23 protein-coding genes are annotated in these 22146 nt (G+C 63.2%); 8 read left to right on the top strand and 15 right to left on the bottom strand.

Features of this window, described 5'->3' with window-relative positions:
- Nucleotides 1-63: 63 nt before the first annotated feature.
- Nucleotides 64-1377: a hypothetical protein gene (locus C480_RS10795; RefSeq protein ID WP_006665649.1), complete on the bottom strand. Its 1314-nt coding sequence runs from the start codon at nucleotides 1375-1377 to the stop codon at nucleotides 64-66.
- 101 nt (nucleotides 1378-1478) lie between these two features.
- On the opposite strand from C480_RS10795, the gene truA reads away from it, so the two are divergent.
- Both truA and C480_RS10805 read left to right on the top strand, forming a co-directional pair.
- A complete protein-coding gene (gene truA / locus C480_RS10800) occupies nucleotides 1479-2342 on the top strand; it encodes a tRNA pseudouridine(38-40) synthase TruA (RefSeq protein ID WP_006665650.1) in 864 nt (287 codons plus the stop codon).
- A 98-nt stretch (nucleotides 2343-2440) separates the two neighbouring features.
- On the top strand, nucleotides 2441-2686 hold the full coding sequence (locus C480_RS10805; RefSeq protein WP_049903574.1) for a hypothetical protein: 246 nt from the start codon (nucleotides 2441-2443) through the stop codon (nucleotides 2684-2686).
- 35 nt (nucleotides 2687-2721) lie between these two features.
- Here C480_RS10805 and C480_RS10810 read toward each other — a convergent pair whose 3' ends face one another.
- Nucleotides 2722-4134: a M28 family peptidase gene (locus C480_RS10810; protein WP_006665652.1), complete on the bottom strand. Its 1413-nt coding sequence runs from the start codon at nucleotides 4132-4134 to the stop codon at nucleotides 2722-2724.
- 117 nt (nucleotides 4135-4251) lie between these two features.
- Here C480_RS10810 and pepF point away from each other — a divergent pair, with 117 nt between their 5' ends.
- From pepF to C480_RS10830, 4 genes are all read left to right on the top strand, one after another.
- Nucleotides 4252-6063: an oligoendopeptidase F gene (gene pepF / locus C480_RS10815; RefSeq protein WP_006665653.1), complete on the top strand. Its 1812-nt coding sequence runs from the start codon at nucleotides 4252-4254 to the stop codon at nucleotides 6061-6063.
- A gap of 152 nt (nucleotides 6064-6215) precedes the next feature.
- Nucleotides 6216-7448, top strand: coding sequence for a proteasome-activating nucleotidase Pan2 (gene pan2, locus C480_RS10820; RefSeq protein ID WP_006665654.1), 1233 nt, complete (start codon nucleotides 6216-6218; stop codon nucleotides 7446-7448).
- A gap of 60 nt (nucleotides 7449-7508) precedes the next feature.
- A complete protein-coding gene (locus C480_RS10825; protein ID WP_006665655.1) occupies nucleotides 7509-7988 on the top strand; it encodes a pyruvoyl-dependent arginine decarboxylase in 480 nt (159 codons plus the stop codon).
- 222 nt (nucleotides 7989-8210) lie between these two features.
- The gene (locus C480_RS10830) at nucleotides 8211-8603 is read left to right on the top strand and encodes a DUF5811 family protein (RefSeq protein ID WP_006665656.1); all 393 of its coding nucleotides are present in this window, start codon (nucleotides 8211-8213) and stop codon (nucleotides 8601-8603) included.
- A gap of 30 nt (nucleotides 8604-8633) precedes the next feature.
- On the opposite strand, the gene C480_RS10835 is transcribed toward C480_RS10830, so the two are convergent.
- The 3 genes from C480_RS10835 to C480_RS10845 form a co-directional block, all read right to left on the bottom strand.
- Nucleotides 8634-9134: a DUF6276 family protein gene (locus C480_RS10835; RefSeq protein ID WP_083873372.1), complete on the bottom strand. Its 501-nt coding sequence runs from the start codon at nucleotides 9132-9134 to the stop codon at nucleotides 8634-8636.
- Nucleotides 9135-9140: 6 nt separating this feature from the next.
- On the bottom strand, nucleotides 9141-9878 hold the full coding sequence (locus C480_RS10840; protein ID WP_049903576.1) for a V-type ATP synthase subunit D: 738 nt from the start codon (nucleotides 9876-9878) through the stop codon (nucleotides 9141-9143).
- Between the two features lie 106 nt (nucleotides 9879-9984).
- Nucleotides 9985-10224 (bottom strand): zinc ribbon domain-containing protein, encoded by a 240-nt coding sequence (locus tag C480_RS10845; RefSeq protein ID WP_006107790.1) that lies wholly within the window; start codon nucleotides 10222-10224, stop codon nucleotides 9985-9987.
- 70 nt (nucleotides 10225-10294) lie between these two features.
- Between C480_RS10845 and C480_RS10850 the strand changes: the two genes are divergently transcribed.
- The gene (locus C480_RS10850) at nucleotides 10295-10582 is read left to right on the top strand and encodes a hypothetical protein (protein ID WP_006665659.1); all 288 of its coding nucleotides are present in this window, start codon (nucleotides 10295-10297) and stop codon (nucleotides 10580-10582) included.
- 26 nt (nucleotides 10583-10608) lie between these two features.
- On the opposite strand, the gene C480_RS10855 is transcribed toward C480_RS10850, so the two are convergent.
- The 9 genes from C480_RS10855 to ahaH all read right to left on the bottom strand — a co-directional run bounded on the left by C480_RS10855 (nucleotide 10609) and on the right by ahaH (nucleotide 20758).
- The gene (locus tag C480_RS10855; protein WP_006665660.1) at nucleotides 10609-12291 is read right to left on the bottom strand and encodes a long-chain-fatty-acid--CoA ligase; all 1683 of its coding nucleotides are present in this window, start codon (nucleotides 12289-12291) and stop codon (nucleotides 10609-10611) included.
- A gap of 243 nt (nucleotides 12292-12534) precedes the next feature.
- The gene (locus tag C480_RS10860; protein ID WP_006665661.1) at nucleotides 12535-13959 is read right to left on the bottom strand and encodes an ATP synthase subunit B; all 1425 of its coding nucleotides are present in this window, start codon (nucleotides 13957-13959) and stop codon (nucleotides 12535-12537) included.
- Nucleotides 13960-13961: 2 nt separating this feature from the next.
- Nucleotides 13962-15725 (bottom strand): ATP synthase subunit A, encoded by a 1764-nt coding sequence (locus tag C480_RS10865; protein WP_006665662.1) that lies wholly within the window; start codon nucleotides 15723-15725, stop codon nucleotides 13962-13964.
- A gap of 3 nt (nucleotides 15726-15728) precedes the next feature.
- Nucleotides 15729-16097, bottom strand: coding sequence for a V-type ATP synthase subunit F (locus C480_RS10870; protein WP_006107798.1), 369 nt, complete (start codon nucleotides 16095-16097; stop codon nucleotides 15729-15731).
- Complete coding sequence (locus C480_RS10875; RefSeq protein ID WP_049903589.1) at nucleotides 16094-17176, bottom strand: V-type ATP synthase subunit C; 1083 nt, start codon at nucleotides 17174-17176, stop codon at nucleotides 16094-16096. The genes C480_RS10870 and C480_RS10875 overlap by 4 nt, the downstream gene beginning before the upstream one ends.
- 70 nt (nucleotides 17177-17246) lie before the next feature.
- On the bottom strand, nucleotides 17247-17828 hold the full coding sequence (locus tag C480_RS10880; protein WP_006665664.1) for a V-type ATP synthase subunit E: 582 nt from the start codon (nucleotides 17826-17828) through the stop codon (nucleotides 17247-17249).
- A gap of 20 nt (nucleotides 17829-17848) precedes the next feature.
- Complete coding sequence (locus C480_RS10885) at nucleotides 17849-18118, bottom strand: hypothetical protein (RefSeq protein ID WP_006107801.1); 270 nt, start codon at nucleotides 18116-18118, stop codon at nucleotides 17849-17851.
- A 2-nt stretch (nucleotides 18119-18120) separates the two neighbouring features.
- Complete coding sequence (locus C480_RS10890; protein ID WP_006665665.1) at nucleotides 18121-20421, bottom strand: V-type ATP synthase subunit I; 2301 nt, start codon at nucleotides 20419-20421, stop codon at nucleotides 18121-18123.
- Nucleotides 20422-20425: 4 nt separating this feature from the next.
- Complete coding sequence (gene ahaH / locus C480_RS10895) at nucleotides 20426-20758, bottom strand: ATP synthase archaeal subunit H (protein ID WP_006665666.1); 333 nt, start codon at nucleotides 20756-20758, stop codon at nucleotides 20426-20428.
- Nucleotides 20759-20943: 185 nt separating this feature from the next.
- On the opposite strand from ahaH, the gene C480_RS10900 reads away from it, so the two are divergent.
- Nucleotides 20944-21567: a methyltransferase domain-containing protein gene (locus C480_RS10900; RefSeq protein ID WP_006665667.1), complete on the top strand. Its 624-nt coding sequence runs from the start codon at nucleotides 20944-20946 to the stop codon at nucleotides 21565-21567.
- Between the two features lie 56 nt (nucleotides 21568-21623).
- Here the strand turns inward: C480_RS10900 and C480_RS10905 are convergent, their stop codons facing one another.
- Entirely contained in the window at nucleotides 21624-22130 is a 507-nt protein-coding gene (locus C480_RS10905) for a type IV pilin (protein ID WP_006665668.1), read from the bottom strand.
- Nucleotides 22131-22146: the final 16 nt, after the last annotated feature.

A 22146-nucleotide genomic window follows, 5' to 3' on the forward strand; every position in this document is an offset into this window, starting at 1 on the left:
AGGTCGGCACCGGGAAGGGATAAAACGCCGGTCGCCCGCCGTCCGGAGACGAGTTCAGGATGTTCACTCGGTCACGCTTCCGTCGGCGAGGAGGGCGACCGCCTCTGGAATCCGGTCGAGCATCCCTCTCGCGAGGAGATATCGGGCGTACCCGTTCGCGAGTTCCCAGCGCCGTTCCTCGTCGGTGGTCGACGAACGGCGTTCGAGCCCCCGATCCCCGGCGGCGAGCAGGTCTCGGCTCTCCGAGAGGAACAGCCGTGCGAGCGGCTTCGGGTCGGTTTCGAGCCGGTTTTCGAGTCGGTCCAGCGCCTCCCGTTTGGCCTCGTCGATCGGGGTGGGATCGAGTTCGTCCGTTCCGTCGGTTTCGATGCGCTCGCGTTCGTCGCGCGCGGCTGCGAGCCGGAGCCAGGACAGCGCGAGCGTGACGGTACCGTGGACTTCGTATCCGTTCTCGACGTGTCTGTCGGCGGTACTGGTGGGCGATCGTCCGGCGGACGAACGCGAGTACAGCGCCGAGTGAACGTCGCGTCGATCGTCGGCGAACTCGGCGGTGTCGAGGCGCGTCTCCCACTCCTGGTGGTCGTCCCGGAGGTCGCGAATCCGTTCGTTCAGTTCGGCACGGCTTTCGGCCAGCGAGTTACGAATGTCGGAGCCACCGGTATCTCGTTCGCGAAGCGCGTCGCGGTAGGCCTTCGCATCGCGAACGCGCAAGCGACTCCGCTGGACGTCGCCGTACACCCGCGCGACCCGTTCGGCACGGCTCGTTTTGCCGTGGGATTCGATATCCGTCTCTTGCCGGCGCGAGAGCCCCTGCTCAGCCTGCGATAGACTGTACTCGACGGACCGACCGTAGGCGAGGAACGTCTCGATATCGGCCGTCTCGTAGGTGAACTGCTCCGTGACCGCTGCCGTCTCTTCGAGCCCGTCCGCGACGCCCGCGGTCGGATCGGCGTCGAACTCGTCGAGGCGCGACCGCGCGTACGCCTCCGCGGTCGCCGCCTGGGAGAGGTGATACCCCGCCGACTCGACCGTACTGACGACCGGCGGCTCCGTCGGGAGCGCGTCGGCGAACTCGGCGGCGGTCTCGAGTTGCCGCCCGGTGATCGTAGTCCGTTCAGCGGGTGGTTCCATCCGGTCCCAGGCCGCGAGACCGGACGCGGCGTGATCGGCGATTTCGTCGGCGGTTTCCTCGAGAGACGCGGTCGTGGTTTCGACGGCCGGGGGAACGTCGGGGATCTCCCGCCGTCGAGTGCGACCGTACGCGGCTCGATCCGGAAGTACGCTGAAGACGGTCGAACAACCCGCCAGCGCGACCGTTCCGGCCGCCGCGGTTCCGGTGAGAAACGCTCTCCGAGAGGACGATGATGGGCGGCGCATACGCGTTCAAAATTCAGGTTGGTTGAAATGTATTCCGGTCGCCGATCGCCTCGTAGTCGACGACGCTAACCCGCTCGAGCGGTTCACTCGACCTACCAGCGATGCGCGCGTTTCGACTCGCCTACGACGGCACCGCCTATCACGGCTTCCAGCGCCAGCCCGACGTGGCCACCGTCGAGGACGATCTCTTCGACGCGCTACGCTCGCTCTCCGTCCTCGCCTCCAAGGCCGACAAACCGGCGGGCTACGCCGCCGCCGGACGAACCGACGCGGGCGTTTCCGCGCTCGCCCAGACGGTCGCGTTCGACGCGCCCGACTGGCTCACCCCGCGGGCGTTGAACAGCGATCTCCCCGCGGACATCCGCGCCTGGGCGGCCGCCGACGCCCCCGACGAGTTCCACGCGACCCACCACGCGCGCCGGCGCGAGTACACCTACCAGTTGCACGCACCGCCCGCGGACGACGCACCACGGCGGTCGGGCACCGCCGACAGCACCGGCGACCCCGACCGCGCCGTCGACGACGACCGATTCCAGCGCGCCTGCCACGCCCTCTCCGGCGATCACGACTTCCACAACCTCACGCCGGACGACCACAACACGGAGCGATCCCCGACGCTGACCGCAACGCGGGACGCCGAGTTCATCGTCATCACCGTCACCGCCGGCGGGTTCTCTCGCGAACTCGTTCGCCGACTCGTCTCGCTAGCATGGGCGGTCGGCACCGGCGACGCACCGCTCGAAAAGGTCGAGCGCGCGCTCGGCCCCGAGCCGTTGCCCGGGCACGAGGGCATCGCCCCGGCACCGCCGGAGCCACTCGTCCTGACTGACGTGCGCTATCCTGAACTCGAATTCGAGGTGGATTCGCAGGCGGCCGAGAGCGCGCGGGCGGTGTTCGAGACGAGACGGATCGAGCGACACACCGGCTCGCGGGTGGCGCGAACCGTCGCGGACGGCCTCCAGTAACCCGGAGGTATCACGCCGCGGTGGACGCGGGGCCGGCGAGGCCGCCGGGACCGCCGAGACGACGGACCCTTTTTATGCCGCGGTTCACACGTCGAATCATGGAACTCTCTCCGGAGGAGTACGGTGCGTACTGGCGCGCGTCGATTCGCGTTGCGGCCGGGATCGTGATCGTCGTCCTCGGGTCGCAGGCCGTCGTCGCGCCGCTGCTTTCCTATCCGAACCCGCCAGCAATTGCACTCGGGGTCCTCCTGTTCGTCGCGATCGTCTTCGTCGGCTGTTTTCTCGCGATGTTAGGCGTTGCGCGCGCCGTCCGGACCGCCGTCGACGTCGAACTCCGCGGGTAACGATTCGTCCGTCGTCGGCGGTGACCGGTGGCCGCTCACTCCCACCCAGTCGGCCAGATCGAGGCCGCGCGCATCCCCGGTTCGTACGCCTGCGCCTCGAGGCGCTCGCGGAGTTCAGTCTCGTCGACCCGCGCGATTTCCGTCGCCGTCAACTCGCGCACCAGCAACGCCGTCAGGATGGCGTGTTCGCGCAGCGTTCGCGGGTCGACCTTGTCGCGGGTGTCGGCCGCCGTGTGCCCCCAACCGCGGCCGCGCTCGCCGCCCGCGGGCGGTTCGCTGTGGAGTTGGAGCGCGGGCACGCCGTCTCGCAGGAACGGCCAATGGTCGCTGAACGGGTGCGGGTCCGGTTCGTGGACGATCGGCTGGCCGGCGTCGGTCGCGACCGCGTCCGCGAGGTCCTCGAGTTCACCCGAGCCGTGCGAAAACGCCTGCAGGTCTCGGAACCGACCGGCACCGTCGACGTTGACCACGGCGCGGATCGACGCCGGTGCCGGATGCAGGTCGTCCGCGAGCGCTTCCGCGCCGAGAAGCCCGATCTCCTCGCAGCCGACGCCGGCGATTCGGACTCGACAGTCGAGTTCGTCCGCGATGGCGGCGAGCATCGCCGTTGCGCCGACGACGGTGGCGATACCGCAGCCGTTATCGAGTGCCCCTTCGCCGACGTCGTGAGCGTCGTAGTGGGCGAGGACGAGCACCGCCTCGTCGGTGGCGGGACCGAGGGTCCCGCGGACGTTCTGACTCGTGCCGGCGGTCGTCTCGGCGTCGACGCGAAGGCGAGCGTCCCGATTCCGACCCGCGTACTCGCCGAGCCAGTCGCCGGTCTCGGCGCTGACGCCGACCGCGGGAATCTCCGCTTCGCCGTCGAATCGGAGAGCTCCAGTCGGCGGCAGTTGTCCGGGGACGTGATTCGCGAAGACGAACCCCGCCGCCCCCGCCTCGACCGCGTGCCCGTACTTCTCCATCCGGTGGACGAACCGCTGCGAACCGGGCGTCGTCGTACTCGCGACCGCGATCGCGCCCTCCAAGTCCGCCGCCTCGATTTCGGCCGGCGTGCCGTAGCCGACGTCGACCAGCGGTCCCGCGAGTTCACCCGCCGGCGAGTACGGGAGCGCGACCGTCTCGAACGCTCGTTCGCCCGACGGCCCCTCGGTGTCGACCGCGAGCGACGAGGACCCCCGCTTCCAGTATCGCATCCCGAACTCGTCGAGTCGCACGTCCTCGAGTCCGGCGTCGGCGAGCGCGTCGCGGACGAACTCGGCGGCGCGGCGTTCGCCGGGCGAGCCGCCCGTTCGGTTCGGGAGTTCGGTCAGGTTCGTCAGCAGGTTCCAAGGGCGGTCGTCGGTCCAGGCGCGGCCGATCGCCCGTTCGATCGCTGCCGATTCGAGCAGGGTGGTCGGTTTCCGACCGGCCGGTCTCTCGTCGGGCGATTGCGGGTCGCGGTCGTCCATACCGGGACATTCACTCGAACGCACAAAAGCGCACGTGCGGCCGCAGGAACCGCCGAATCGGTGTCGTCAGATACGGGGTTCGATACCCTTTACCACCTTCGTTCCGAAACCGCGGCTATGAGTTCCGTTCCAGAGCGGTCCGAGATCGACCAGGAGTACACCTGGGACCTAGAGAGCGTGTACGCGAGCGACGACGAGTGGGAGGAAGCCTACGAGACGGTCGCCGAGCGCGTCGAGGAGTTACAGCACTACGAAGGGCAGACGACCGACGACGCCGAAACGCTGCTGTCCGTCCTCGAACTGCGCGATTCGGTCATGCGCGAAGTGTCGACGGTCGCGGCCTACGCCCGCATGCGCCGCGACGAAGATACGACCGACCAGCAGTACCAGGCGCTTGCAGCCCGCGCGCAGTCGCTTGCGGCCGACGCCCAGTCTGCGGCCTCCTTTATCGATCCCGAACTCCAGGAGCTGACCCGCGAAGCGTTCGACGAGCTAGTCGAAGCGGAACCGAAGCTGGCGACCTACGACCACTACGTCGACGACGTGCTTCGGATGAAACCCCACACCCGCTCGGCGGAAGTTGAGGAACTGCTCGCGGATCTGAGCGAGGTCACCGGCGCGACCAGCGACGTGTACAACATGCTCTCGAACGCGGACATGACCTTCCCGTCGGCCGAAGACGCTGAAGGCCACCAAGTCGAGATCACCCAGAGCAACTTCACGAACCTGCTCAAGCGACCCGACCGCGAGTTCCGCCGGCGCGTGTACGAGAACTACTTCGACGAGTGGCAGTCGATGCGAAACACCGTGGCCACGACCTACAAAAACAGCGTCAAGGCGGACGTCAAGACCGCGCGAGCGCGCAACTACGACACGGCGCGCGAGGCCGCACTCGACGGCCCCAACGTTCCCGTCGAGGTCTACGATACGCTCGTCGAGAGCGTCAACGACAACCTCGACAAACTCCACCGCCACGCCGAACTCAAGCGCCGGGCCCTCGGCGTCGACGACCTCCAGATGTGGGACCTCTACATGCCGCTGACCGGCGACGAGGGGCCAACTGTCGAGTACGATCAGGCCGCCGAGTACGTCGTCGACGCGCTCGAACCGCTCGGCGACCCGTACCAGTCCCGCGTCGACGAGGGACTGAACTCGCGCTGGGTCGACGTCTACGAAAACGAGGGCAAACAGTCGGGTGCCTACTCCAGCGGCACCTACGACACCCAGCCCTTCATCCTGATGAACTACCAGGACGACATCACCTCGATGTACACGCTGGCCCACGAACTCGGCCACTCGATGCACTCCCAGCTCACGAAGGACGAACAGCCGTTCGTCTACTCGGGTTACGAAATCTTCGTCGCCGAGGTCGCAAGCACCGTCAACGAGGCCCTGCTCACGAACCACCTCCTCGAAACCGTCGAGGACCCCGAGTTCAGAACGCACGTCCTGAACGAGTTCTTAGAGCGCGTCCGCTCGACGCTCTACCGGCAGACCCTCTTCGCAGAGTTCGAACACGAGGCCCACCGGCTCGAGGAGGCGGGCGAACCGCTCACCCCGGATCGGCTGGACGAACTCTACGGCGGACTCAAAGGCGAGTACTACGAGCCCGCGGTCGTCGACGACCGCATCGCCCGCGAGTGGATGCGCATCCCGCACTTCTACCGCGCGTTCTACGTCTACCAGTACGCGACCGGCATCTCGGCCGCGCTGGCCATCGTCGACGGAATTCTTCCCGATGGAGCCGGCGGCGAACCGGACCGCGACGCCGCCGCGTCCTACCGCGAGTTCCTCCGGCAGGGCTCGCGCGAGTATCCGCTCGACCTCCTGCGGGTCGCCGGCGTCGACATGAGCAGTGCCGACCCGATCGATCGCGCGCTCTCGACCTACGGCGACCGACTCGACGAACTCGAAGCGCTGCTCGAGTAACGGTCCGTCGTCGGCCATCCGAACCACAGGTTATCACGCTCGTGTAGCTCGTTCGGGTATTACCAAACCGTGAGTAGGCGGCCGCGGCGTTCGAAAACCGTCCGCGACCCAAAGGCACATTTATCGTCGGGGACTTATCCGTGCACGTCAAGATGTCTCGAAGCCCGTCTCTCCCCGAACGACCTCACCGCGATATCGACCCCGATCTCCCCGACGACGAGCGGCTCGAGGCGCTTCGTGGCCACTACACGGAACTCGTTGATGTCAACGCACAACTCGAAGAGCAACTCGAAGACACCGACGAGCGCCGCGAGGACCTTCGCGAGCGCGTCGACCGCGTCGAACGCGAAAACGAGACGCTCAAGAGTTCGTCGCTGTACATCGCGAGCGTCGAGGACGTAGTCGGCGACGGCGAGGTCGTCGTCAAGCAACACGGCAACAATCAGGAGGTGCTCACCGAGGTTTCCCCGCGCATCGCAGAGCGTGTCGAAGCCGGCGACCGCGTCGCCGTCAACGATTCCTTTTCCATCCAGTCGATCCTCGATACCGAGACCGACGCGCGCGCACAGGCGATGGAGATCACCGACCGCCCCGCCGTCAGCTACGAGGACATCGGCGGCATCGACGACCAGATTCGGGAGGTCCGGGAAGCCGTCGAACAGCCCCTGACCCAACCCGAACGCTTCGAGGAAGTCGGTATCGACCCGCCGAGCGGCGTCCTGCTCCACGGCCCGCCGGGCACCGGGAAGACCATGCTCGCCAAGGCCGTCGCCAACCAGACCGACGCCACCTTCATCAAGATGGCCGGCTCCGAACTCGTGCGCAAGTTCATCGGTGAGGGCTCGCGGCTCGTCCGCGACCTCTTCGAACTCGCTCGCGAGCGCGAACCGGCAATCATCTTCATCGACGAAATCGACGCGGTCGCGACCACGCGAACCGAATCCAAGACCTCCGGTGACGCGGAAGTCCAGCGAACCATGATGCAACTCCTCTCCGAGATGGACGGCTTCGAGGCCCGCGGGGAAATCCGCATCATCGCCGCGACCAACCGCTTCGACATGCTCGACCGTGCGATCCTTCGTCCCGGTCGCTTCGACCGTCTGATCGAAGTGCCGGAACCGGACCGCGACGGCCGCGAGCAGATTCTCAAGATTCACACGCGCGGCATGAACGTCGCTGACGGGGTCGACTTCGCCGATCTGGCCGACGAGACCGGGGGCTACTCCGGTGCCGAAATCGAAAGCCTCGCCACCGAGGCCGGAATGTTTGCTATCCGACACGACCGCGACGAGGTCCACCACGAGGACTTCGTCGACGCCTTCGATAAGATCGAGACGGACGATTCGAGCGACGTTATCTCCTCTGCGGGCTACTTCTACCAGTAACACCGGTATCGACGCTGGATCGCAAGTCCTTACGCCGCTCGTCGCTGATTCCACGGTAGCATGAGTACGATTCGAATCGTTCAGGGCACCGGGGAAGCCCCGACAGCGATGGCCTCCTACGACGCCGCACTCGCGGCTGCCGGCGTCGAAAACTATAACCTCGTCTCCGTCTCCTCCGTGATTCCAGCCGACGTTGCCGTCGAAGACGTCGGAACCGCTCCGGAGCTCGGCCCCGCCGGAGAACGGCTCACAGTCGTCGAGGCCTGTGCGACGACCGCCGGACCCGGTCAGGTCAGCGCCGCACTCGCCTGGTCCCGTGCCGACGACTCCGGTCCCGGTCTGTTCTACGAAGTCGCCGGCGAAACCGACCCGGAGGACGTCGAGCACCGCGTTCTCGAGGGGTTAGCCGCCGGCCAGGACCTCCGTGAGTGGTCGTTCGGCGAGCCACGCGTCGCCGTCGAACACAGTCAGTCCGAGTCGGGCGTCTACACCACGTCGCTCGTCCTCGCCGTCTACGGCGAGAGTGAGCCGATCTGTTGAGAACCACTCCCGTCGCTGCGACTCCCGACACTGTCGCCGGCGTTACTACTATCACTACCACTACCACTACCGTTCTCATTACCACTACTACGCCAGTCTCGCCGCCGGTAACAGTCCGTCTCACTATCGCATCACCATTACCCCACCACACCCACCACATCAAAGAGTGTCCGAAGGCGAACCCTTTTGACCCGCCGGCCCCTGATAGCAGACAGGCTTCTCATGAACGGAAATACGCCGTATGCAGGGCTTCCGGGGGAAACAGCTGCTGGTCAGCGCGCTGCGGCGGACATCCCCGACCTCTCGAGTTCACAAAAGCGGGTCCTTCACCGCGACGTCTCGCGGATCGCCGCCCGAACTCGCGAGTTCCTCCCGAACGAGTACGTCGTCGACGCCGATGTCTCGACGGGTGCGACCGGCCCACAGGTAACGGTTGCCGTTCGGCCGCCTGTCGGTCACGCTGTCAGTGCTGGGTTTACGCCGGAGATGGAGGACATCTCCGAGGAGATTATCACGGCAGACGAGCGCGACGAGGTTGCCCGCGGGCTGGCTGCAAGCGCGGCACTGCAGGTGAAACGGGCGGTCAGCGATGCGGTGACGCCGACGGCGAAGTAACGGTCTCCGAACTGGAATCTCCATTTCTTCTCAGTACAATAACTGTTCGAGTTGATGCTGTCGGCGCTCGAGGTCGATCGCCGGCTCCACCGACGGATCGCGCTGTAATCGATCCAGCACCAGCAAGGGGTCCGTTCCGGCGCGTTCGACATCCTTGAGAAGCGTCTCGATCGCCGATCGGTTCGTCGCCAGTGAACTCGCGAGTCCGATCGCGAGCGCGAGCGGAATCGCCTGCGATCGACGCGTGGGGAACGCCTCACTGACGGCGGCGAACTCGGGTTCGGCCCCGGTGTCAGTAGCGGCGTCGCCCGTATCAGTACCGTCAGCGGGACACTCGAGTCGCAGACAGTGCGTGCAGAACTCGGCCACGAGTTCAGTAGTGTCGTCGGTGCCAGTATCAGCATTAGCGTCAGTAGCGCCACCACCCGTCGACTGAGCCGTCGCAGAAGAGTCGGCTGACGAGCAAGCAAATCGGTAGTCAGCCGGAACCGCAAACGCGACAGTCGGCGAGCCACACACCGGACAGGCCATGCCGAGTTAGTCGTCGTTCCCGGGAACGCCACCCGTCGCCGGCGGTTCCATATCCTCTTTCTCGACGCCCTCGGCTTCGGAGTCGTCGGATTCGTCCTCGTCCGCCGCTTCCTTTTCTTCCTGTTCTTTCTTCTCCTTGATCTTCTTCAGTCGGAAGGTTTCCTCGCGCTCTTGCTCTTCGAGTTTCTGTTCGATGTACTCCTGATTTTCGTAGAGGTCGGGGAGAACTTTGAACTCGAGTGCGTTGACGCGACGCTTGGTCGTCTCGATTTCCCGAAGCATCTTCTTCATCGCCGTCTCGACTTCCGCGGCGAGGATGATGCTCTCGAGTAAGTCTTCGTAGGCTTCGGCGGCCTCGTCGATGCGGGCCGACGTCCCCATGATCCCGTAGCCACGCTCGCTAAGGTCCTTCGAGACGCGCGAGGACTCGATCTGCGGGACGACGACGCCCATGATGTTCTTCGATTCGGTCGTGATCTCGGGGTGTTCCTGCAGTGCAGCAGCGGCACCGCGAACGGCAACGTCGCCGTCCATCGCCCGCGCCATGTTGATCTTTCGCTGGGCTTGCTCGTAGTCGTTGGCCAGATCCCCGCGGACGTCCTGGGCCTTGTCCAGGATGTCCATGAACTCCATGATCAGCCCGTCCCGTTTCTTCTCGAGTGTCCCGTGCCCGCGTTCGGAAAGCTCGATGCGATCCTCGATCGCCATCAAGTTCTTGCGGGTGGGCTTGACATCGTTGGCCATCTTGTGGCGAGATTGCGCCCCCAGTCGGATAACTGTTTACAGTTGGTTCGCTCGTCCGGACAGTAGCGCTCGCAAACGGTTCTGTTCTCCGGCCCGCCTATCCAACTTATCCAAGAAAGAGGTCGGCCAGGTCGCTCGTCTTTCCACCTTTGTAGAGTTCAGCGTAGCCGCAGTTCGTACAGGAAACCACGCGAAAGCGACGGTTCTGAATGTCGAAGAACTTCGAGAACCCGGTTCCCGTTGTCGAGATATCGTCGACTTCGGTTTCCGTGTGGCCGCACTTGGGACAGCCGCTGTCAGTCTCGCTTCCGTCGCCGTGTTCGGGTCCGTCACTGGAATCGATCATACGACAGCCTACGAAGAGCGTCAGCAAATGTTTTGTGTTCTACGTGAGAACAGAGAATGGAAGAGTGCCCATGGCTGTCACCATCATTATCGTCCTCTGTATCGGGTTCGCGTTCGTGGCCGGCATGTATCTCCTGGTCGAGAGCGAAACGTCGAATCCGACCGTCATGGACCGAGATCAGGCCGAACAGGTAGCAAAGAAACAGGGCGGACTCGATCGGGAACACGAGACTGACACCGACCGTACGACGTGGGAGACCACTCGGAAGAGTGCTGCTACCGGCGGCGAGACAAAACAGGATTCCAAAAGGGAGCCGTCGGCCGAATCACAAACCGGCTGGGAATTCGACCGCGAGTAACATCCGGCCGCCGACACACTTGGTTGCTATCCCTGCCCGACCATCCCCTCTTCGTCCTCCCACTCCCGTTCGCGCAGTTCGTACTTCTGTACCTTCCCCGTCGCCGTCGTCGGCAACTGCGTGACGAACTCGACCCGCTGGACCGCCTTGTACCCCGCGAGATTCTCGCGGGTGAACTCGATCAGTTCGTCCGCCGATACGCCGGGATCGTTCACGTCCCCGCTGGAAGGCACGACGAAGGCCTTCGGCGTCTCACCCCACTGCTCGCTCGGCGACGGGATCACCGCAACGTCGGCAACCTGGGGATGGTCGAACAGCGTGTCCTCGAGTTCGATACTCGAAATGTTCTCGCCGCCGGAGATGATGATGTCTTTCTTGCGGTCCTGTATCGCGATCATGCCGCGTTCGTCGACGGTTGCGAGATCGCCCGTGTGGAAGTACCCATCGAGGCGCTCGGAAAAGGCCTCCGCAGTCACCTCGGGCTTGTTCCAGTACTCCTCCATGACCTGATTCCCGCGGACGACGACCTCGCCGATAGTCGTTTTGTCGCGGGGGACGTCGTTGCCGTCTTCGTCGACGACGCGAACCTCGGTCCCGAGAAAGCCGAGTCCCTGGCGCTTTTTGATAGCAAACCGGTCGTCGCTATCGGCATCGAAGTGTCGCCGAGCATCCGAGGTCGTGATTAGCGGCCCGGTCTCGGTCGCACCGTAGACGTGTTTCAGTTGCCAGCCGAACTCGTCTTCGACGGTACGGATGGTCGCCTCCGGCGGCGCGCTCCCGGCCGTTGCAATTCGCACGTCGCTCGCCCCGCTCGTTTCCGGGGGCGAGGACGCGTCCTCGTAATGGTCGATCAGCATGTTCAGCACCGTCGGTGCGCCACACAGGTAGGAAACGTCCTCCTCGCGGATCGTCTCGAGAATCCACTCGGCATCGACCCCGCGCGTACAGACGTGTTTTGCGCCCATTCCCGTTACGGCATAGATGTGGCCCCAGCCGTTGACGTGGAACATCGGCAGCGTCCAGAGGTACGTATCCTCGTCCGTGATGTCCTGATGGATCGAGATCAGGTACGCGTGGAGCGTCTCGGTGCGGTGGGTTCGACAGACCCCCTTCGGGTCGCCGGTCGTCCCCGAGGTGTAATTGATCGTGATGATGTCGTCCTCGTCCATCGTGGGGCGATCGTACTCGGCGGTTGCGTCCGCGAGTAGATCGTCGAACGACTCCCACACCTCGTCGGTTACGTCTGATCCGTTCGATCCGTCCGGCTCGGAGGCTCCGGTATCGCCAGCCTCTGCCCCGATGGCGTCGACGTCGTTCGTAATGAATGTCTCCGTTGGCACCTCCTCACGAATGGCCTCAACCTTGTCGGCGAACTCGTAGTCGGCGTAGATCACGTCCACACCGGCGTCTTCGAGAATGTACGCGTAGTCCTCGGGCGTCAACCGATAGTTGAGTGGCGTATGGACCGCTCCGAGTTGCATCGTCCCATAGGCCGCCTCGAGCTGGTAGTGCGTGTTCGGATCGAGCACTGCAACGCGATCACCCTTCTCGACGCCGCGGTCCTGGAGCATCGACGCGAACCGATCCGCGCGCGACCCGAGTTCAGCGTAGGTGAACCGTTCCCCCGTTGTCGCGACAACGGCCTCCTCGTCCCCGTAGTGACGCCGTGCCCGGTCGAGAAAATCCGTCACGAGCAGTGGTTTGTGCATACACCTCAACCAGGATCAACAATGATTATGGTTGTTTTGGTTGGGGCAGTACTGGGCCCATGGATCGGTGCCCGATAGTAGCTACTGCAAGTTAGTGCGTACCTGACCGTACAGCTGTCGTGCGAGTGTGTAAACAGTTTCGGGTGGTACGTCGCTGCCACTGTGGCTCGCGGACCGGCCTGCCATCGAGCCAGATACCAATAGCAACCCGAACGAATGAACGCAAACAGCGGCTGAAGGCGCTTAGGCCTCGACTTCGGCGGCTTCCTGCTCGTCTTCGCGGTAGTGCTCTTCGATGAGTTCTTCGTCGATCCGGTTGAGTTCCGTTTTCGGCAGGTCGGAGAGCAGATCCCAGCCGAGTTCGAGCGTCTCTTCGATGGATCGGTTGGTATCGTACCCCTGCTGGACGAACTCCGTCTCGAAGCGGTCGGCGAAGTCGAGGAACTTGTTGTCCCGCTCGGACAGCGCTTCGCGACCGACGATGTTCACGAGGTCGCGCAGGTCTTCACCTTCCGCGTAGGCGGCGTACATCTGGTCGGAGACGTCGCCGTGATCCTCACGGGTCAGGCCCTCACCGATCCCGTCGTCCATCAGTCGGGACAGCGACGGCAGGACGTTGACCGGTGGCTCGATACCCTGACTGTTCAGGTTCCGGTCCATCACGATCTGACCCTCCGTAATGTAGCCGGTCAGGTCCGGAATCGGGTGCGTGTCGTCGTCGCCGGGCATCGTCAGGATCGGAATCTGCGTGACCGATCCGTCCTTGCCCTCGATCCGACCCGCACGCTCGTAGAGCTGTGCCAGGTCGGTGTACATGTATCCGGGATAACCACGACGACCCGGAACCTCCTCGCGTGCGGCACCGATCTCGCGCAGCGCCTCGCAGTAGTTGGTCATGTCCGTCAGGATGACCAGCACGTGATAGTCCTTCTCGAAGGCGAGATACTCCGCCGTCGTCAGTGCGAGTCGCGGCGTGACCTGCCGTTCGACGGCCGGGTCGTCCGCGAGGTTCATGAAGACGACCGACCGCTCGAGTGCGCCCGTTCGCTCGAAGTCCTCCATGAACTCGTTTGCCTCTTCGGCGGTGATACCCATCGCACCGAAGATGACGGCGAACTCGGAGCCGTCCTCGTCGCCCTCTTCGTCACCGTCACTCTCCTCCGGCACGGTTGCCTGTCGCGCAATCTGCAGCGCGAGTTCGTTGTGCGGCAGCCCGGAACCGGAGAAGATCGGCAGTTTCTGTCCGCGAACCAACGTGTTCATGCCGTCGATGGCGGACACGCCGGTCTGGATGAACTCTTCTGGGTACTCCCGGGAGAAGGGATTGATCGCCTCGCCGACGATATCCTGGCGCTGGTCGGGAATGATCTCCGGCCCCCCGTCGATGGGGTTCCCGGACCCGTCTAGGACTCGCCCGAGCAGATCCTCGGTGACGGGCATCTTCATCGTCTCGCCCAGGAAGCGAACCGAGGCGTTGCGGTCGATGCCGCCAGTCCCCTCGAACACCTGAATCGAGACGATTCCCTCACTCGATTCCAGTACCTGTCCGCGCAGGGTCTCTCCCTGTGGTGTCTCGATCTCGACGATCTCGTCGTATCCGACGGGCTCGTCGACCTCGGCGAACACCAGCGGACCGCTGATCTCCGTGATAGTCTGGTATTCTTTCATCGTTAGTACAGTGCTCGCAGTTGTTCCTCGAGGTCGCTCTCGATCTCGTCGATGAACTCGTTCCACTCCTCCGCGGTACCCATCCGATTGAGCCGCGGGGTGGCGTCGACGTCCTGAATCTCCTCGACCGGAACGCCCGCCTCGAGCGCCTCGAAGGCCTCGTCGTTGAACGTCTTGATCGCCTGGAGCATCCGGTAGGTCTTCTCTGGCTCACAGTAGGTGTCGACGTCGTGCAGTGCGTTCTGCTGAAGCCACGCTTCACGCAGGTAGCGAGCGACTTCGAGCGTGAGCTGTTGGTCTTCCGGCAGTGCGTCTTTCCCGACGAGTTGAACGATCTCCTGGAGTTCGTCCTCCTCGTCTAACACGTCGACGGCCCACTGGCGAACGTCCGACCAGTCGCCGGCGACGTTCGACTCCCACCAGGGGTCGAGTTGATCCTTGTACAGCGAGTAGGATTCGTTCCAGTTGATCGATGGGAAGTGTCGTCGTTCCGCAAGGTCTGCGTCGAGCGCCCAGAAGGTCTTGACGATACGCAGCGTGTTCTGGGTGACCGGTTCGGAGAAGTCTCCACCTGGTGGCGAGACGGCCCCGACGACCGAAATCGACCCTTCGCCGCCGTTGATGAGTTCGAACTTGCCGGCGCGCTCGTAGAACTCCGACAGCGACGCGGCCAGGTAGGCAGGATACCCTTCTTCGCCGGGCATCTCCTCGAGTCGGCTCGAGATTTCACGCATGGCCTCCGCCCACCGCGAGGTGGAGTCGGCCATCAGCGCCACGTCATAGCCCATGTCGCGGTAGTACTCCGCGATCGTGATTCCCGTGTAGATACAGGACTCACGCGCCGCGACGGGCATGTTCGACGTATTTGCGATGAGGCAAGTCCGGGCCATCAGCGGGTTCCCAGTCTGTGGGTCCGGCAGCTCCGGGAAGTCCTCGATGACCTCGGTCATCTCGTTGCCGCGCTCGCCACAGCCGATGTAGACGACGATGTCCGCGTCGGACCACTTGGCGAGTTGCTGCTGGGTGACGGTCTTCCCGGAGCCGAACGGACCGGGAATCGCCGCCGTTCCACCTTTCGCAAGCGGGAACAGACCGTCCTGAACGCGCTGTCCAGTCACGAGCGGCTCGGTCGGCGTTTCCTTGTCACCGGCGGGTCGGGCCTGTCGGACCGGCCACTCCTGGTGCATCTGGATCTCCTCGCCGCTATCGAGTTCAGCGACCGTCTCTTCGACGGTGAACTCGCCGCTCTTGATCGTCGTGATTTCGCCGCCCTCATAGTCCGGCGGCACCATCACCTTGTGCTCGATGGTGACGGTTTCCGGAACGGTTCCGACGACATCGCCGGGTTCGACCGCATCACCCTCTTCGACTTCCGGAGTGAACTCCCACTCCTTCTCCAAGTCGATACCGGGTGCGTCGACCCCGCGGTCCAAGAACGCGGTCCCCATCTTGTCTTCGAGGACGTCGAGCGGGCGCTGGACGCCGTCGTAGATGGAGTCCATCATGCCCGGTCCGAGGTCGACACTCAGGGGCTCGCCCGTGTTCTCGACGGGTTCGCCCGGGCCGACGCCGGAGGTTTCCTCGTAGACCTGAATCGTGGTCAGGTTCCCTTCGATCTCGATGACCTCGCCCATCAGCCCTTCGTCGCCGACGTAGACGACGTCGTTCATCCGGGCGTCGAGGTCCGTGGCGGTCACGACCGGACCGCTCACGCTTTCGATTACACCGTCTTCATCGACGGCTTCGGTGTCTGTTGCCTGGCTCATAGTTTACTCACTGTCTGCGTTCGCCTGCGCTGACTCCTCGGTTTCGCCCTCGCTCTCGTCCATCAGGTCGATCCCGATCGCTCGCTTGATCTGCTCACGTAGCCCGCCACCACCGGTTCCGCTGCCGATCGTGACGACGACCGGTTCGACGCTCGTCTCGACGTTCTGACGGACGTTGCGCGAGAGGAACTCGAGATCGTCATCGTGCATCACGACAATCCCGACCTCGTCGTCGTTGAGCACCGTCGTGGCGGCATCATCGAGTGCAGCGTCTTTCTCGTCGTCCGGGACGTTCTCGAATCGACGGACGCCTGCGAGTCGGAATCCGGTCGTAAACTCCGGACTGCCGACGACTGCGATTTCCTGACTCATAGAATCACCAGTTCCTCTTCGATCTCGCTCTCCGTCAGCCCGACCTCCCGACCCCGCGCGATCGCACGGATGTTCTCGACCTCGCGTTCCTTCGCGAGGATGTACGACAGCACGGCCGAAATCGAGACCGGGTAGATGCTCGAGAGCGTATCTGCGTACTCGAGCAACGCAGCGTCTAGTGCGTGCTCGAACTGGATAAGGCTGTCAGCATCGCGCAATCGACCCAGCGCGCCCGACAACCGGTCGCCGTACCGCTTGTTCTCCGCGATATGGTCGACGAGTTCATCGTAGTCCGCGACGAGCCGGTTCAAATCGGATTCATCGAACAGGACGCCGCCGTCGATGTAGTAGGCCGCCGGATCGAGATCCGCACCGCTGCGGGCGAGTCGCAACGCGTTCCGCGCGTTTCGGAAGTCGATTTCGGCCTGCAAGAACTCGACGTAGCGCCCCATCGGCCCCTCCTGGGGCAGCGTCTGGGGTTGGAGCTGTCCCGGCGATTGTCCAACGTCCTCGAGTAAGTGCTCGTAGAACTCGCGATCTAACGCGTTCTCGAGTGCGACGAGGGTGTCGGTCTCCTCGAACTCCGCGTACGCTCCCGAAAGCGGCTCGTAGAAGAGCGTTCCCGACAGAATCTCGATCGCGTCCTCGATCGTATCGACTTCGAGAAGGCGGTCGAGCGTTCGGTCGTCGAGTTCACCGGCACGGATGAGGTCCGTCTCGATCTCCTCGGAATCGGTGTCGGTGTAGATACCGCGGATGATCGTCTTGAGGTTCCAAACGTCGAATTTCCGGAGGTACCGGGAGATGAGGTCGTACAGTCGCCCGTCCGACCACTCCAGCAGATCGTCGAAGTGCTTGGCGAGATTCTGGTTGAGGGCGTACTCGATCAGATCGACCCCCGAAAAACGCGTACCGAGTGCGTTGATCTCGCGTTCGTACTCCGTTTCCTCCATGAACCGCGCGATTTCGCTCGGCCCCATCCGGATCAGCTTCCGATAGTCTTCGTCTGCGAACAGCGAGGCTCGGCGGGACCGAACGCGAGCGTTCACGTATTCCGGATTCGAGGCGCCTACACTCACGCGAACCACCACGTGTGGTGAGTGTTTGCAGGGAGTGGCTCACGAGCCATGCGAGTGGTAACGACCGTACTCATTGATCGAAGAGTTGGGTGCTGATCTCCCGGAGGTTGTCTTCCCAGACGTCCTCGAGCACCGAGTCGAACGTGTTGTTGACTCGAACGCGGGACTGCTCGCTCTCGACGACGACGCCGCCGAGACAGTCGTACTCGCCGGCGAACTCGTAGCCGTCGTAGTTCGCGAGGATCGACTCGATCAGTTCCCGGTCGTCGCTCCGACCGTAGACGCTGACATCGTCGTCCTCGTCGAACTCCGAACTCGCGGCGTCGAGGAGATCGCGGGTGAGTTCTTCGCGGGTGTCGCCCTCGAGGGACGCGAGTTCGGCTTCGACTTCCTCGCGGACGTTGCCGAGAACGTCACGGCGGGCCTCCAGGCGCTTTTGTTTCGCCTCCAGTTTCGCACTGGAGAGTCGCTGTTCGCGCAACTGCTCGATCTCTCGATCGGCTTCGGCCTCGGCCTCGGCAACGATCTCCTCGGCGTCGGCCTCGGCTGCCGATTCGATCTCCTCAGCGCGTGTCTCGCCAGTTTCACGGATATCCTCCGCACGCGCGTGAGCCTCTTCTCGAATGTCTTCGACAACTGTGTCCAAACTCATTGGTGAGAGAAGGGGTGTGGTTACGCGCCGACGATGAAGACGACGACCAGCGCAAGGATCACGAGCGTCTCCGGCAGGACTGTCATAATCAGTCCCGGCACGAACAGGTCATCGTCTTCCGCGAGTGCGCCAACTGCAGCTGCACCGATCCCGCGCTCTGCGTATCCCGATGCGAGCGCGGCGAGACCGACCGCAAGCGCTGCGGCCCCGGCGTCGGTCAGGAACGGGCTTTCTTCGACGGTACCATTCTGCAGGACGATATTTGCGAAGTCTGCTGCGTTTTCAATCATTATTAGTAGTGGTCCTCAGTGTCGTTTCGATCGTGTCCGAACGGTTCGTAGTTCGCTCCACCGCCTTCATAAAACTTGTTAAAGAACTCGACGTACTCGAGGCGTACAGCCTGTAAGCCGGCGCTTGTCACGCCAAGCGCTAGCACGACGAGGTGACCGACGACGAGAATGACGAGCCCGCCGACGAGCGCTGCGGTCCCCGAGTGCATGAGGCCGTTGAAGATGACCTCGGCACCGTCGCCGTAGTGTTCGGCGACGTAACTTGGCTCGTGGGTCCGCAGGAAGTGGAACGCGCCATCCGGGTCCCGGTACGCACCGAAGAACAGCAGGTTGACCACGAACGCCATACCGGCCTTCGCGAGCAACACTGCGCCCATCCGGGTGTACGAGAACACGTTGACGATGACGTCGAGCGCCTCGACCGCCTCGACGGTGTCGGTGACGAGGAGCATACCGAAGCCGATCAGGAAGACGAGCAACGGTGCCGTAAGCAGGAAGTCGGTGATTCCCAGCGGAATCGTCACGAGTCCCCACTCGGGGAACCCGGTGAACCCGATCGGGAACGGGCCATCACTGGCGAACGTGTTGAACAGGAAGTCCGGTTTCGATCCCCTGCCCTGTGCCGAGAAGATCCAGATCCAGATGCCGTTAAGCATCAGGAGCCACGAGCCGCTGTGCATGACGGCGTCTTTGACGCCGTGGCTCATGTTCTCGTAGAAGTCCAGGATGTACCCGATGTTCAGGTGGACGATGCCGGCGATCACGCTCACGACCATCCAGCCGAGCGCGAAGTCGGCGGCCGCCGGCTCGAGTCCCTTGTTCAGCGGGAGCAAGTCGACGTGCAGCGTGTCGTGCCAGAGCACCTCGCCGAGCACGTGTAACCCGAATATCTCGCCGTAGATGAACCCGAACAGGATCGTGAACAGCCCCGCCCAGATGGCGACGCCGCCGAGACTCGTAATTCCCTTGCTGTCGAACTGGGTGGCCATGTACACACCGATGGCCACGTACAGGAGCCCGTATCCCACGTCCCCGATCATGAACCCGAAGAACGCCGGGAACGTCAGGAACAGGAATATCGTCGGATCGAGTTCACTGTACTTCGGACGGTTGACCGCCTGAACCAGCACCTCGAACGGTTTGGCTGCAGAGGGATTGTCCTGGATCGTCGGAGGCTCATCGCCCATCGTAACCGCCGAGCCGCCGTCCGTGACGGCCGTCTGTTTCTCGCCGTCGGCGGCCTCGTCGTCGGCGGTGGCGTCTGCGTCAGCCTGCGCTGGCGCATCCGCGTCTCCCTCCGGGGTTCCTTTCTGGATCTCTTCCGTGTGCGAGTGTGCACCGTGACGGTCGTAGCTCGCACGCTCGAGTTCTTCGATCTCGAGGCTATCACCGACGGCGTTCCGCAGTGCCGTGGTGAGCCGATCGAACTCGTCGGATGGCACCCAGCCTTCCGCGATGAACGCCCGGTTGCTGGTCGCAAACTGCAGCGGCGCTTCCGCGCGCTGGACCTCGATCGTCAGTTCCTCCTCGAGTTGAAGCAGGAACTGGCCGTCCTCGCGTTCGATGCGCTCGAGTTCATCGTCGATCTCGGTGAGACGCGACTCGAGGTCGGTTTTTCGCTCTTCGAGTTCGGCGACGTAACCCGACGGGCTCTGGTCGGTGTCTGGAACGTCGTAACGAGTGAACTCGATACCGACGAGGGCATCGTCGATGACGTTGCCGTCGTCTTCGCTTCCGCTTTCGCTTTCGTCGACAGCCGCCTCGACGGCGTCGGTCGGTGCGGCGACGATCGCGATGACATCGCCGCTGGTGAACGTTTCGTAGGCGCGGATGTCCTCGGCGGCATCGAGTTCGGCTTCGATTTCGCCGGGTGAGCCCTCGCCAACGAGGATGTCAACCGTTTCGTATCCCGAGAGCAAGTCGAGATCGATTCCGAGTTCGGCGAAGGGAGATACGCGATCGATTCGGTCTTCGACCTGGCGTAGTTCTTCGCGGATCTCGGTGCGCTGGTCGTCGAGTTCGTTGACTCGGGTGCGTACTTCCTCGAGTTGTTGTTCCCAGTTGTCCGCGAGCGTGCCCCGGGGAGCGGGGGTCTCCTCATCCGCGAGATCCAGCGTACTCTCGAGTGCTCGGACGGTGACGAGTTTTTCGGAGGCGTCGTCGGCACCCTCGATTGGGTTGCCGTTGTCGAAGCCTTCCCAGGACCCGTCGTAATCCGAGAGATGGACCAGATTCAGTTCGTGAATCGTCTCGATGACCGTGGGCATGACGCCCTTTGCACCGGTCACCGAGACCTTGCTCATCCGCTCAGGTCTGAGCATGGACGTCCTCCTGGAACAGGGAGACGACGTGGTCTGTTACTTCGTCGACCCGGTCTTGGGCACGCTCGGCGAGCGCCTCGCGCTCCTGTTCGCCCTCTTCGAGGACGCGTTCACACTCCGCGTTGATCTCGTCGCGCGCCTCCTCCAGACGGCGTTCTTTGAGATCTTGCGCCTCTTGTTCCGCTTCCGTGCGAATCTCCTCGGCACGTTCCCGGGCCTCGGCAATTCGCTCGTCGCGGTCGTTTTCTGCCAATGCGACGATCTCGTCGGCCTCTTCCTCCGCCGACGTAATTCGTTCGAGAACCTGTGGCCTCGGCATACTCTAAGCAAGGGAACGTTTGCGACAGCGCGTATATGGTAGTTGCGAAAGCGTCTCGGATTCACTGGCCTCGAAATTCGATCGCTGTGTCGCGTGCGATCATCTCTACTACCAGCCGGTCCACCGGCCGGACGCCGCGGGCGGAACAGCAGACATATCCCGGTTGGACAAAAATCGAACTCTCAATGGGAATCCTCGAGAACAAAGCCAGGGCACGGCTGTTCTATAAGTACCTCTCGACGGTCTACGATCAGGTGAACCCGTTCATCTGGAACGAGGAGATGCGTGAGGACGCGCTTTCCTTGCTCGAGTTCGACTCGGAGATGACGGTACTCGACCTCGGCTGTGGAACCGGCTTCGCGACCGAAGGCCTCCTCGATCACGTCGAGGAAGTGTACGCGCTCGATCAAAGCAACCATCAGCTCGAGCAGGCTTACGCAAAGTTCGGGAAACGCGCACCGCCGATCCATTTCCACCGTGGCGACGCCGAACGCCTCCCGTTCGCGAGCGACACGTTCGATGTCGTCTGGTCCTCCGGATCGATCGAGTACTGGCCGAATCCGATCCTCGCGCTCAGGGAAATTCGCCGCGTGCTCAAACCCGGCGGCCAGGTGCTCGTTGTCGGGCCAAACTATCCTGATAACGTACTGGCACAGCGACTGGCCGATTCGATCATGCTGTTTTACGACGAGTACGAGGCCGACCGGATGTTCAAACGAGCCGGCTTTGAAAACGTGAAACACGCGTTCCTCGGACCGTCGTACAATCCGGACGTTGCGATTACAACGATTGGACGCGCGCCGAAGTAACGCGTCCCGAGAAGTTGCTTGATACTCGAAACCACCTGCCTGCAGTCAGTCCGCTCTTACGTTGCCGTCGTTTCTACTTCCGTTAGCAGTTGGCCATCAAATCCGAGCGTGACGGTCACTGTGTCGCCACTATTCAGTGATGGCGTATTGTTCCCAGCGAGTGTAATGGTGGTTCGCTCACCGGTTTGCCACGTTGAATCCGCTTGAGCGTTGAACGGTCCGTCTGGCGTTCCACGAAATCCCTCCGCTCCGACGAACGGGATTGGTGGCTGTTTTTCGAGTTCAGTGTCGTCAATACGGACCGTCAGTGAGAGTTGGTCGACGGTGACTGAATCGCCAGCGATGTGTTCGAGGGTGATCGTCGAATCGTCACCGTCGGCCTGGAGTTCGAATGCCGCAGTTGGCGCCGGCGTATCGATCGACCACGTCGCGATACCGGCGGTGACAACTGCAACAAGACAGATAGTAACAGCAAGGAGTAAGACGACCCCAATAACGGGGCTAATTGCACGGGTATCAGAACGGTCAGCGCGTGCATCATCCCTTACTGATGCTGCTGACACAGCGGGACCGATAGTC

This window comes from Natrialba aegyptia DSM 13077 (genome assembly GCF_000337535.1).
In the GTDB taxonomy this organism is placed as follows: Archaea; Halobacteriota; Halobacteria; order Halobacteriales; family Natrialbaceae; genus Natrialba; species Natrialba aegyptia.

Bases quoted from the DNA above. Each gene is read 5' to 3' on its own strand.
- C480_RS10890 (WP_006665665.1), bottom strand. From the start codon at position 20,421: ATGAGCAAGGTCTCGGTGACCGGTGCAAAGGGCGTCATGCCCACGGTC.
- truA (WP_006665650.1), top strand. From the start codon at position 1,479: ATGCGCGCGTTTCGACTCGCCTACGACGGCACCGCCTATCACGGCTTC.
- C480_RS10855 (WP_006665660.1), bottom strand. From the start codon at position 12,291: ATGCACAAACCACTGCTCGTGACGGATTTTCTCGACCGGGCACGGCGT.
- C480_RS10900 (WP_006665667.1), top strand. From the start codon at position 20,944: ATGGGAATCCTCGAGAACAAAGCCAGGGCACGGCTGTTCTATAAGTAC.
- C480_RS10860 (WP_006665661.1), bottom strand. From the start codon at position 13,959: ATGAAAGAATACCAGACTATCACGGAGATCAGCGGTCCGCTGGTGTTC.
- pan2 (WP_006665654.1), top strand. From the start codon at position 6,216: ATGTCTCGAAGCCCGTCTCTCCCCGAACGACCTCACCGCGATATCGAC.
- C480_RS10825 (WP_006665655.1), top strand. From the start codon at position 7,509: ATGAGTACGATTCGAATCGTTCAGGGCACCGGGGAAGCCCCGACAGCG.
- C480_RS10795 (WP_006665649.1), bottom strand. From the start codon at position 1,377: ATGCGCCGCCCATCATCGTCCTCTCGGAGAGCGTTTCTCACCGGAACC.
- ahaH (WP_006665666.1), bottom strand. From the start codon at position 20,758: ATGCCGAGGCCACAGGTTCTCGAACGAATTACGTCGGCGGAGGAAGAG.
- C480_RS10870 (WP_006107798.1), bottom strand. From the start codon at position 16,097: ATGAGTCAGGAAATCGCAGTCGTCGGCAGTCCGGAGTTTACGACCGGA.
- C480_RS10805 (WP_049903574.1), top strand. From the start codon at position 2,441: ATGGAACTCTCTCCGGAGGAGTACGGTGCGTACTGGCGCGCGTCGATT.
- C480_RS10810 (WP_006665652.1), bottom strand. From the start codon at position 4,134: ATGGACGACCGCGACCCGCAATCGCCCGACGAGAGACCGGCCGGTCGG.
- C480_RS10830 (WP_006665656.1), top strand. From the start codon at position 8,211: ATGAACGGAAATACGCCGTATGCAGGGCTTCCGGGGGAAACAGCTGCT.
- pepF (WP_006665653.1), top strand. From the start codon at position 4,252: ATGAGTTCCGTTCCAGAGCGGTCCGAGATCGACCAGGAGTACACCTGG.
- C480_RS10850 (WP_006665659.1), top strand. From the start codon at position 10,295: ATGGCTGTCACCATCATTATCGTCCTCTGTATCGGGTTCGCGTTCGTG.
- C480_RS10835 (WP_083873372.1), bottom strand. From the start codon at position 9,134: ATGGCCTGTCCGGTGTGTGGCTCGCCGACTGTCGCGTTTGCGGTTCCG.
- C480_RS10880 (WP_006665664.1), bottom strand. From the start codon at position 17,828: ATGAGTTTGGACACAGTTGTCGAAGACATTCGAGAAGAGGCTCACGCG.
- C480_RS10840 (WP_049903576.1), bottom strand. From the start codon at position 9,878: ATGGCCAACGATGTCAAGCCCACCCGCAAGAACTTGATGGCGATCGAG.
- C480_RS10865 (WP_006665662.1), bottom strand. From the start codon at position 15,725: ATGAGCCAGGCAACAGACACCGAAGCCGTCGATGAAGACGGTGTAATC.
- C480_RS10885 (WP_006107801.1), bottom strand. From the start codon at position 18,118: ATGATTGAAAACGCAGCAGACTTCGCAAATATCGTCCTGCAGAATGGT.
- C480_RS10845 (WP_006107790.1), bottom strand. From the start codon at position 10,224: ATGATCGATTCCAGTGACGGACCCGAACACGGCGACGGAAGCGAGACT.